11 protein-coding genes are annotated in these 10,606 nt (G+C 73.5%); 3 read left to right on the top strand and 8 right to left on the bottom strand.

Annotation, left to right across the window (positions count from 1 at the left end):
• A partial coding sequence (locus AB4880_RS26095; protein ID WP_437440500.1) for a biotin carboxylase N-terminal domain-containing protein occupies nt 1-87 on the bottom strand: 87 nt, incomplete at its 3' end.
• Between the two features lie 146 nt (nt 88-233).
• On the opposite strand from AB4880_RS26095, the gene AB4880_RS10350 reads away from it, so the two are divergent.
• Nucleotides 234-1,433: an acyl-CoA dehydrogenase family protein gene (locus tag AB4880_RS10350; protein ID WP_367919148.1), complete on the top strand. Its 1,200-nt coding sequence runs from the start codon at nt 234-236 to the stop codon at nt 1,431-1,433.
• Here AB4880_RS10350 and AB4880_RS10345 read toward each other — a convergent pair.
• Nucleotides 1,399-2,475 carry a hypothetical protein gene (locus AB4880_RS10345; protein ID WP_367919147.1) on the bottom strand — a complete coding sequence of 359 codons (1,077 nt, stop codon included), beginning with the start codon at nt 2,473-2,475 and terminating at the stop codon, nt 1,399-1,401. The two genes, AB4880_RS10350 and AB4880_RS10345, sit on opposite strands and share 35 nt — an antisense overlap.
• Nucleotides 2,451-3,050, bottom strand: coding sequence for a Maf family protein (locus AB4880_RS10340; protein ID WP_367919146.1), 600 nt, complete (start codon nt 3,048-3,050; stop codon nt 2,451-2,453). The genes AB4880_RS10345 and AB4880_RS10340 overlap by 25 nt, the downstream gene beginning before the upstream one ends.
• 60 nt (nt 3,051-3,110) lie before the next feature.
• On the opposite strand from AB4880_RS10340, the gene AB4880_RS10335 reads away from it, so the two are divergent.
• Nucleotides 3,111-4,502, top strand: coding sequence for an SDR family NAD(P)-dependent oxidoreductase (locus AB4880_RS10335; protein WP_367919145.1), 1,392 nt, complete (start codon nt 3,111-3,113; stop codon nt 4,500-4,502).
• Between the two features lie 9 nt (nt 4,503-4,511).
• Here the strand turns inward: AB4880_RS10335 and AB4880_RS10330 are convergent, their stop codons facing one another.
• The 4 genes from AB4880_RS10330 to AB4880_RS10315 are packed head-to-tail and all read right to left on the bottom strand — an operon-like array spanning nt 4,512 to nt 9,000.
• On the bottom strand, nt 4,512-5,600 hold the full coding sequence (locus tag AB4880_RS10330; RefSeq protein ID WP_367919144.1) for a DNA glycosylase AlkZ-like family protein: 1,089 nt from the start codon (nt 5,598-5,600) through the stop codon (nt 4,512-4,514).
• A gap of 4 nt (nt 5,601-5,604) precedes the next feature.
• Nucleotides 5,605-7,275, bottom strand: a complete 1,671-nt coding sequence (locus tag AB4880_RS10325) for a DUF885 domain-containing protein (RefSeq protein WP_367919143.1) — start codon at nt 7,273-7,275, stop codon at nt 5,605-5,607.
• Between the two features lie 33 nt (nt 7,276-7,308).
• Nucleotides 7,309-7,959: a hypothetical protein gene (locus tag AB4880_RS10320; protein WP_367919142.1), complete on the bottom strand. Its 651-nt coding sequence runs from the start codon at nt 7,957-7,959 to the stop codon at nt 7,309-7,311.
• Between the two features lie 36 nt (nt 7,960-7,995).
• Nucleotides 7,996-9,000, bottom strand: coding sequence for a helix-turn-helix transcriptional regulator (locus tag AB4880_RS10315; RefSeq protein WP_367919141.1), 1,005 nt, complete (start codon nt 8,998-9,000; stop codon nt 7,996-7,998).
• A 54-nt stretch (nt 9,001-9,054) separates the two neighbouring features.
• Between AB4880_RS10315 and AB4880_RS10310 the strand changes: the two genes are divergently transcribed.
• Complete coding sequence (locus AB4880_RS10310) at nt 9,055-10,167, top strand: epoxide hydrolase family protein (RefSeq protein ID WP_367919140.1); 1,113 nt, start codon at nt 9,055-9,057, stop codon at nt 10,165-10,167.
• A 78-nt stretch (nt 10,168-10,245) separates the two neighbouring features.
• On the opposite strand, the gene AB4880_RS10305 is transcribed toward AB4880_RS10310, so the two are convergent.
• The coding region (locus AB4880_RS10305; protein ID WP_367919139.1) for an acyl-CoA carboxylase subunit epsilon at nt 10,246-10,606 on the bottom strand (361 nt) is incomplete at its 5' end.

Genomic DNA, 10,606 nt, shown 5'->3' with positions numbered 1-10,606 from the left:
GGCGTCCTTCGCGGCACGGATCACCCGCACCGCGATCTCCCCGCGATTGGCGATGAGGACCTTGCGCAGCGGCTTGATGTCGGGCACCGATTTCTCCTGACGTCGATCGTGAACCTGGCGCAGTCTAGGGCGTGGCCTTGGTGGGGGTTCTGTCGCATCCGCGGGCCGGGCACGAGGATCCGACTCACCTTGGTGGTTAACAACCATTAACCTCGTGCCCTAGGATGCAGGGCATGACCCAGTTCGAGCTGTCGCGTGAGCACGAGGAGTTCCGTCGTACCGTCCGGGACTTCGCCGACGCCACCATCCGCCCGCACGTGGCGGAGTGGGACAAGGCGCACCACTTCCCGACCGACGTCGTCCAGAAGATGGGCGACCTCGGCCTGTTCGGCCTCACCGCCCCGGAGGAGTACGGCGGCGCCGGGCTCGACGCCGAGGACGGCCCGTTCACCTCGCTGTGCCTGGCGATCGAGGAGCTCGGCCGCGTCGACCAGTCGATGGGCATCACCCTCGAGGCCGGTGTGGGCCTGGGCATCAACCCGATCCTCACCTACGGCAGCGAGGAGCAGAAGGCGACCTGGCTGCCCGACCTGGTCTCCGGCCAGCGGCTCGCCGGCTTCGGCCTGACCGAGCCCGGCGCGGGCTCCGACGCGGGCGCGACCAAGACCCGGGCCGAGGTCGAGAACGGCGAGTGGATCATCAACGGGTCCAAGCAGTTCATCACCAACTCGGGCTCCGAGATCACCTCCGTCGTCACGGTCACCGCGCGCACCGGCGTCTCCGACCTGGGCCGGCCCGAGATCTCGACGATCATCGTCCCGTCGGGCACGCCCGGCTTCGTGGCCGAGCCGCCGTACGACAAGCTCGGCTGGCACATCTCCGACACGCACCCCCTGACGTTCACCGACTGCCGGGTGCCCGAGGGCAACCTGCTCGGCGAGCGCGGCCGCGGCTATGCGCAGTTCCTCGCCACCCTCGACGACGGCCGGGTGGCGATCGCCGCGCTCGCGGTCGGCCTGATCCAGGCGTGCGTCGACCTGTGCGTCGAGTACTCGCTCGACCGGCACACCATGGGCGGTCCGATCGGCCGCAAGCAGGGCGTGGCCTTCCAGATCGCCGATCTCGAGGTCATGCTGCACGCCTCGCGGCTGCTGACCTACCGCGCGGCCGCGATGAAGGACGCCATGCTCGGCGGCGGTGGCCCGTCGATGAAGGAGTTCAAGCAGGCCGCGTCGGTCGCCAAGCTCTACACCAGCGAGTCCGCGGTCACCGCGACCCGGATCGCGACCCAGGTGTTCGGCGGCTACGGCTTCATGGAGGAGTACCCGGTCGCGCGCTTCTACCGCGACGCCAAGATCCTCGAGATCGGCGAGGGCACCTCCGAGGTCCAGCGGATGCTCATCGCCCGCGGTCTCGGCCTGCCCGTCGAGTAGCCCGCAGCGCCAGCGCCCCGAGCGCGAGCACGACGGCGACCGCCCCGGCCAGCAGCGGCCGGCGATCGCCGTCGTCGTTCTCGCTGCCGGTGCTCGTCGCGGAGGGAGTGGCCGGCGTCGGCGCGTCGAGATAGTTGGGGACGCCGTCGCCGGGCGCGCCGGTCGTGGCCAGGGTCAGCGTGGTGCGGACCTTCTCGGCGCCGGGCGGGCGGAGCAGGACGTAGTGCGTGCCGGCGAGCTGACCGCCGGTGACGGTGGGGTCGAAGGAGTCGCGGTTGCGGTAGGACGCCACCCGCGACTGGGCGTGCCCGCCCGCCTTGACCGCCTCGCTGAGGCTGAGCAGTGGACCGCGGATGTCGACGTCGACCGCCGGGTCGCCGGTCTGCGCGCGCAGGGTCTGGTCCCAGCCGAGCAGTACGGCGACGACCGCCGTCCGGCCCGGGCGCAGCGTCAGCGCATAGGTGCCGTCGGCGAGCACGGGCGCGTCGTCGTACGTCTGGCCGGGGCGGGCCGGCTCGGGTGCTGCCGGGGTGAGCGGCGTCCACGGCGGCGAGACCGGCTCGGGCAGCAGGTCGTAGGAGTACGCCGACACGGGCGGCTCCTCGACGACGACCAGCGTGGCGTCGCGCCCGCGATCGGCCCGCTCGCTGGGCACGTCGACCGTGACCGTCAGCCGGTCGGCGGTCACGCAGGGATGATCCAGGACGTCGGTCCAGCTCGAGACGTCGGTGGAGAGCAGCGGGGCGGGATCGCCGAGCGTCGGCCGGAAGACCGCGCCGGTGCCGCAGCGCTCGTCGCCGGGCGCCGTCCCGAGCGAGAGCCGGACGCCCTCGCCGTTGGAGTCGCCCGCGCCGACGTACCAGAGGGCGACGTGGAGGGTGCTGCCCGGGATCGTGCGGGCGAACGTGAAGGCCCGCGGCTGCTGCGTGGGCAGTGTCGTGCGATGGTGACCGGCGGTGAGCGGGGCGTCGTCGGCGTGCGCGCCCGGGACCGCGAGCGCGAGGAGGGCGAGGGCGGTCAGCGCGCCCAGAGATCGGTCCATCGGTGCCCGAGCTCCCGGACCAGGCCGCGCAGCAGCGGCAGGCTGACGCCGACGACATTGTGGTGGTCGCCCTCGATGCCGGTGACGAAGCCGCCGCCGAGGCCGTCGACGGTGAACGCGCCGGCGACGTGGAGCGGCTCGCCGGTCGCGACGTAGGCCGTGATCTCCTCGTCGGTCACGTCGGCGAAGTGGACGACGGTCGACGCGGTCGCCGCTGCCTGCCGCCCGCCCGCCGCGTCGCGCAGGCAGTGACCCGTGTGCAGCACACCGGACCGGCCGCGCATCGCCTGCCACCGCCGTACCGCCTCGTCGGGGTCGTGCGGCTTGCCGAGCGCCTCGCCGTCGAGCTCGAGCACCGAGTCACAGCCGAGCACCAGGCCGTCGGCCGGGACGTCGTCGCGCGCGGCCACCGCGGCGCACTTGAGCTCGGCGAGGCGCAGCGCCAGCTCGGCCGGCGGGACGCCGACGACCTGGGACTCGTCGACGCCGGACACGATCACCTGCGGGTCCAGGCCGGCGTTGCGGAGGGTCGTCAGGCGTGCGGGGGACGCGGACGCGAGCACGAAGGTCGGCACCCGGCCACCCTAGCCAGCCGTCGGCGGTTGGCGATCGGCAGCGCGGGGCAGGGTGCCGGCATGTCGAAGCCGAAGGTGGCCCTCCTGTCGTCCGTCGCGACGGCCGTCGTCCTGCTGCTCGTGGTGGGGGCGGGCTGGGTGGCGCTCAAGGCGTTCGACGGCGTCGGTCGCGACGAGCTGTGGCAGGAGTGCTCGACGGACCCGACCGCGTCGGGGCTGCAGGGCTACTGCGTCGTGGTCAGCCGCTACCCGGCGACGCCCGTGCACTCGGAGCGGACCTACCTGGAGATCGCCGCGGTCCACGACGGGACGCCGAACGACGTCCGGTTCGTGGCCGCCTATCCCTTCCTCGCCGCGGACGCGGGCGCCCGCCTCGACGTCGACTGGTCGGAGCGGGACCACCGGATCGTCGTCACCGATCCGCGGAGCGGGGCGAGCGCCACCTACACCGCGCGGCAGTATGCCGGCGGGCGCGAGGTTCCGGCCTCCGGAAGCGCGCGCGCCGCCCGGGCCGCGGGCTGCGAGGCTGCGGACATGGCACTGCGATCCGACCGCGTCGTCCTGGTCACCGGCGCCTCCCGCGGCGCGGGGCGCGGCATCGCGCACGGGCTCGCCGCCGGGGCGACCGTCTACGTCACCGGCCGGACCGCTGCCGACGGCGCCGACGCGGACGGCTACGGCGGCACCGTCGCGGCCACGGCCGCCGAGGTCGACGAGCGTGGCGGGACCGGCATCCCGGTCGTCTGCGACCACGGCGACGACGAGCAGGTGGCCGAGCTGTTCGCGCGGATCGAGCGCGACCACGGGCGGCTCGACATCCTGGTCAACAACGCGATCGCGCTGCCGCCGGAGCTGCCGGGCGCGCGGCCGTTCTGGGAGATGCCGCTCGCCAGCGAGGTGCGGCTGCTCGACGTGGGGCTGCGCTCGCACTACGTCGCGGCCTACCACGCGGCGCGGATGATGGTCCGTCAGCGCGAGGGCCTGATCGTCCACATCTCGTCCTCGGGCGCCCGCACCCACATGCCCGGCGTGCACACCCCGCCGTACGGCGCGGGCAAGGCGGGCTCGGACAAGATGGTGTTCGACATGGCCCAGGAGCTGCGCCCGTACGGCGTGACCGCGCTCAGCATCTGGCCCGGACTGCTGCTCACCGAGCGGGTGCGGGCGCATCTCGCGTCCGGGCAGGATCTCGACGGCGGCACCTTCCCGCCCGCCGAGACCCCCGAGTTCGTCGGTCGGATCATCGACGCCCTGGCGAGCGACGAGCGGGTGGCCGAGCGGACCGGCGGCTGCTTCTACAGCAGCGAGCTCGGCGCCGAGTACGGCGTCACCGACCTCGACGGGACGGCGCCCGTCTCGCGGCGGGGCTGGCTCGGAGCGCCGAGTGCGTTCGCCCGGACGCACGCCACCTATGCGGAGTACGTCGCGAGTCGGCAGCCGGCCGGCTCCTGAGGCGCGCGCTCAGGCGCGGACCACCTCGAGCCCGAGCCAGTCGCCCAGCGCGGTCAGCTCGGCCTCGACCGCGTCGCCGGTCTCGGGCTCCCACGGGAAGTCCTCGTGGATCGCGTTGACGCGCAGCACCCCGGCCTTGCGGTCGGCCTTCGCGTCGAGCTTGCCGACCAGCCGGTCGCCGTGGACGATCGGGAGCGCGAAGTAGCCCCAGCGGCGTTGGGCGGCGGGCTTGTACATCTCCAGGACGTATTCGAAGTCGAAGAGGTCGAGCGCCCGGTCGCGGTCGTAGACCAGCCGGTCGAAGGGCGACAGGAAGGCGCAGCGGCCCTCGAACGGGACGGCCTCGGACGCGGCGAGCGCGTCGGGGTCGACCTGCCAGGTGCCGGCGATGCCGTCGACCTCGACAGTGACGCCGAGGTCGCCGATCGGGGACGGCTCGCCCGGCGAGCGCAGCGGCTTGGCGCGGGAGATGCCGAGCGCGGCGAGCCGGCGCTCGTCGCGCAGCCGGCGGGCCTCGTCGGGAGCGGGGCGGTAGAGGTCGGCGGGGTAGACGCGCTCGGCGACGTCCCAGACCCGGCTGCGGCCCTGGCGGCCGGCGACGGCGACCTCGCCGCGCAGGCACAGCACCTCGAGCATCCGGTTGGCGTTCTTGTCGTCATTCCAGCCGGTCGAGGCGTAGGGCACCTCGGGGTCGTTGGGCAGCGCGGTCGCGGGGATCGGCCCCTCGTCGCGCAGCTGGTCGAGGACGCGGGCGCGGTAGCCGGGGTTGGCCTCGATCCAGGCGACGGTGCTGGGGTGCAGCCACTCGTCGGCGACGGCGAGGTGGATGCCGATGTCGTCCATGGTGCGGATGAAGGTGACGTGCTCGGTCAGCGAGCGCTCGGTCTCGAGCGCGAACACCAGGTCGGACGGGTCGTAGGCGTCGCCGAGCCGCGACCAGGCGACCAGGTCGGCGCTGCGGACGATCGCCGTCGTCGGGTCGATCTGGACCAGCGTCAGCTGGTCGACCATCGCCACCAGGGACGCCGGCCGCTGCGCGTCGAGCAGCTGCGCGCGGACCGCGATCTGCCGTGCCTGCTGCCGGTCGATCCGCTGCATCGGCTCAGAGCCTGGCCAGCGCGGCCTGCAGCGGGTCGAGGCCGAGCGAGCCGAGGTCGAGGGCGGCGGTGTGGAAGGCCTTGAGGTCGAACGCCGACCCGTGGCGCGCCTGCGCCGCCGTCCGGGCCTCGAGCCAGATCCGCTCGCCGACCTTGTAGGACGGCGCCTGCCCGGGCCAGCCGAGATAGCGGTTGACCTCGAACCGCAGGGAGCCGTCGTCCATCCGCGAGTGGGCGCGCATGAACTCGTAGGCGAGGTCGGCGTTCCAGGTCTCGCCCGGGCGCCAGCCGAACGGGTTGTCGGCCGGCACGGTGAGCCCGAGGTGGACGCCGATGTCGACGACGACCCGTGCCGCGCGGAAGCCCTGCATGTCGAGGAAACCCAGCCGGTCGCCCGGGTCGGCGAAGTAGCCGAGGTCGTCCATCAGCCGCTCGGCGTAGAGCGCCCAGCCCTCGCCGTGACCGCTCACCCAGCACAGCAGCCGCTGCCACCGGTTGAGCAGGTCGGCACGGTGGACGACCTGCGCGCACTGCAGGTGGTGGCCCGGCACGCCCTCGTGGAAGACGGTCGTCGTCTCGCGCCAGGTCGAGAAGTACTTGTTGTCGTCGGTGAAGGAGAACCACATCGTGCCGGGGCGGGAGAAGTCCTCGGACGGCGGCGTGTACCAGGCGCCGCCGTCGTTGACCGGCGCGACCTTGCACTGCAGCGTGCGGATCGGCTCGGCGATGTCGAAGTGGAGGCCGTCGAAGTCGGCGAGGATGGTGTCGGACTTCTCCTGCATCCACGCCTGGAAGGCCTCGCGGCTGCCGCAGTCGCGGCGGGTGTCGGCGTCGAGCGCGGCCACCGCGTCGGCCACCGAGCCGCCGGGCACGATCCGGTCGGCGGTGCGCGCCATGTCGTCCTCGATCCGCTTGAGCTCCTCCCAACCCCAGCGGTAGGTCTCCTCGAGGTCGACGCTCGCGCCGAGGAAGTAGCGGGAGGCCAGCGCATAGGCCTCGCGCCCGACGCCGTCGACGTCGCGCCCGCGCGGCAGCAGGTCGGTCTCGACGAAGCGGCCGAACTCGGCGTAGGCCGCCGACGCCTCACCCGCGGCCCGCGCGAGGCTCGCGCGCAGCGGCTCGGGCGCCTCGGCGACGGTGCGGAGGAAGTAGTCGCCCGCGGCGCCCTCCTGGCCGGTCCAGCCGCGCACCTGCCCGGCCACCTCGGCGTACTGGCGCTTCGCGGAGACGCGGCCCGCGGCGGCCTCCTCGGTGAGCGTGGTGCGGTAGCCCGCGAGCGCGGCCGGGACGGCGGCGAGGCGCTGCCCGATCGCCTCCCACTGCTCGTCGGTCTCGGTCGGCATCAGGTCGAACACCTCGCGCACCGCGTGGATCGCGCTGCTGATCACCGAGAACTCGCTGCGCTCGACGCCGGCGTCGGCACGCTCGACACTCAGCCCGACCCGCTCGAGGAAGGCGTCCTTGGCGACCTGCTCGCGCTCGTCGGCGGCGTCGAGCGCGGCCACCTCGGCGAGCGCGCGGCGGTGCAGCTCCTCGGTGGCGTCGAAGCCGTCGGGGGAGAGGTCGGGCAGCTCGTGGTCGTGGCCCGCGATGCCGGCGAAGGTCGCGGTGATCGGGTCGAGGGCGGCGAGGTCCTCGACGAACTGGTCGGTGCGGGCGTCCACGAGTCGCGTCATGGCCGTGAGCCTAGGCGGGAGGGCCGACAGAGGTCATCCGGATTCGCCGGGCGCCGGGCCGACGTCGACCAGCACCAGCCGGATCTGCTCCGGTCCGTCCCACTTGCACTGCACCGTGTAGGAGACCTCGAGGCCCAGGGTCGTGCCGGGGCCGGTCGACCAGCCGAGCGTCGTACAGGTGCGCCGCGGGTCGTCGGCGAAGGACGCGACCCACGTCTCGACCTGCCCCGCGTCGAGCCCGTACGACGTGACCCCCTCCCGCAGCCGGGCGATGAGCGCGTCGTCGTCCCGCGGGTGCAGGCGGAGGGTGACGCTGCGGATGTCGGGCTCGCCGGGGTGGTCCTCGACGGCGATGTCGTCGGCGCGGACGGCGAGCCTCCCGCGCGGCGCGTCGATGGTGACGGCGATCGGGTGGTCCCGGTCGCCGCCGTCGACCCAGGTCGCCGGCTCGTCGTCGGAGGCCAGGCCGACGTCGGCCTTCCTCAGCACACCGGTGCTCCAGTCCAGGTGGGCCCTGCCGGTGCGCTCGATCTTCTCGGCGCCGGCCGGGCTGAACGACGAGTTGCCGTGCCGCCCGTCGAGGGCGCCCTCCTTCGGCGCGCGGCTGACCTGGCAGCCCAGGCAGGCGAGCAGGGCGGTCGCGACCGCGGTCGTCGCGAGGGTCCGTCCGGTGCGATGGGTCACGCGGCCACCGTGCCCGTGCGCGGTCGGGGCAAACCGTCAGCCGGAGCCGGAGCCGGAGCCGGAGCCGGAGCCGGAGCCCGATCCTGCGACCGCGCCGGCGTACCGACGCTCCAGCACGCGCAGGTGGTCGACCAGCGCGGCCGGCGACTCGACGGTGAAGTCGAGGCCGAGCATGCCGATCCAGACCGCCACGATCTCGAGGCTGTCACCGCCGGTGACGAGCACCGACCGGCCGTCGGGCAACGGCTCGACGACGCCGACGGCGGGGTTGATCCGCGCCAGCACCTCGTCGGCGGGCGCGTCGATGACCAGGCGGGCGTGGACCGACCAGCCGGTGCGGGCGACCTCGCGGACGACGAGCTCGGTGAGGTCGCCGGGCAGCGGCGCGGGCCGGAAGGCGGCGCCGCCGGGGATGCGGAGGGTCAGCCAGTCGACGCGGTACGGCGTCCAGGTGTCCGTCCGCGGATCCCGCCCGACCACGAACCACCGGCGCTGCCACGCCACCAGCCGGTACGGCTCGAACTCGACGCGCTCGTCGACGTCGTCGTGGCGCAGGAAGGCGCGCAGGCCGCGGCGGTCGCGGATCGCGTCGGCGATCTCGGACAGGACGCCCGCGTCGACCTCCGGGTCCTCGACATTGGAGTCGGTGTTGACCGGTCCGGCCGCGGTGGCGTCGCGCAGCGAGGCGATCCGGCGGCGCAGCCGGTCGGGCAGGACGTGCTCCAGCTTGGTCAGCGCCCGGCCGCCGCTCTCCTCGAAGCCGGCGACGCCGGTGAGGGTCCGCAGCCCGACGGCGACGGCGACCGCCTCCTCGTCGTCCAGCAGCAGCGGCGGGAGCTTGGCGCCCGCGCCCAGCCGGTAGTGGCCGGTGCGGCCGCGCATGCTCTCGACCGGGTAGCCGAGGTCGCGCAGCCGGGACATGTCGTTGCGGACCGTCCGCTCCGTCACGCCGAGGCGCGTAGCGAGCTCGGGGGCGGTCCACTCGACGCGGGACTGGAGCAGTCCGAGCAGCTCCAGGACCCGTGCGGAAGTCGTTGCCATCCGGCCGAGTAAACAGGAACGAACCGTGCCGGTATGGCTCCTAGCGTGCGTGTCATGAGCCAGATCACCCCCTTCGTCATCGACATCCCGCAGGCCGACCTCGACGACCTCCGTGCGCGTCTCGACCGCACCCGCTTCGCCCCCGCGGCGCCCGGCGACTCGTGGACCTACGGCACCCCCGAGTCCTACCTGCGCGACATGGTCGAGCGCTGGAAGGACTTCGACTGGCGCGCCGTCGAGGCCCGCCTCAACGCCTACGACGGCTTCGTCACCGAGGTCGACGGCCAGCGGATCCACTTCCTCCACGTCCGCTCGAAGCACGCCGACGCCACCCCGCTGCTGCTCGCGCACACCTACCCCGGCTCGCAGCTCGACTTCCTCGACATGATCGAGCCGCTCGTCGACCCCGAGGCCCACGGCGGCACCGCCGACCAGGCGTTCCATCTCGTCATCCCGTCGATGCCCGGCTTCGGCTGGTCGACCCCGCTGGTCGACGCGGGCTGGACGATGCGCCGGGTCGCGGCGGCGTACGACGTGCTGATGCGACGGCTCGGCTACGACAGCTACGGCATCCACGGCAGCGACGGCGGCGCCATGATCGGCCGCGAGCTCGCCATCGCCGACCTCGAGGGCTTCCGCGGCGCGCACGTGCTGCAGCTCTTCTCGTTCCCGTCCGGGGACCCGGCGGAGTTCGAGGGCTTCGGGCCGGAGGAGTACGCCGCGCTCGAGCACCTGCAGTGGTTCCAGTCCGTCGGCGGCTACAACCAGATGAACGCCACCCGCCCGCAGACGATCGCGGCCGGCCTTTCCGACTCGCCGGTCGCCGTCCTCGCCTACAGCGAGCTGTTCGAGAGCTTCGGCAACGGCACCAGCCTGGTCCGCCCCGAGCAGGTGCTCGCGCAGGCCACGCTGTACTGGCTGACCAACACCTACGGCCAGGCCGCGCGCTACCACTTCGAGGAGCAGCGCTCCGGCGCCGAGCCGGTGGTCAGCAAGGGACGGATCGGCGTCGCGGTCTTCCGGGACGACTTCCGCACCATCCGCTCGCTCGCCGAGCGCGACAACGCGGGCATCGAGCACTGGTCGGAGTTCCCACGCGGCGGGCACTTCGCGGCGATGGAGGTGCCGGACGACGTGGTCGCCGACCTCCGGGTGTTCTTCGCCTGATCCTCGGTCTCACCCGGCATTCCTGCTCCGATCTCGCCGAGATCGGAGCACGAATGCCGGGTGAGACGGTGCGGCGGGTCAGCGGGGCAGGCCGCTGGCGCGCCAGGCGCCGCGACCGTGGGTGGTCAGGGAGTGGCCGGTACGGCGTAGGCCGCGTGCGGGGTCGGCCCATTCGGAGCGCGGCGGCTCGGGTGTGGGCGCGCTGCCGCCGAGCGCGGAGAACACCGCGACGATCGCGGCGATCTCCTCGGGCGTGGTGTCCGGCGTGACGATCCGCAGCAGCGGCGCCTCGCGCCCGAAGGCATGGTGCTCGCTGCGCTCGCGCCGGAAGGCATGGTGCTCGCTTCGCTCGCGCCGGAAGGCATGGTGTTCGCTGCGCTCGCGCCGGAAGGCATGGTGCTCGCTTCGCTCGCGCCGGAAGGCATGGTGTTCGCTGCGC

It is taken from the genome of Nocardioides ginsengisoli, from assembly GCF_039537225.1.
GTDB lineage: Bacteria > Actinomycetota > Actinomycetes > Propionibacteriales > Nocardioidaceae > Nocardioides > Nocardioides ginsengisoli.
Note: the sequence above shows the minus strand (reverse complement) of the source record. Positions and strands in the feature narration are given on the sequence as shown.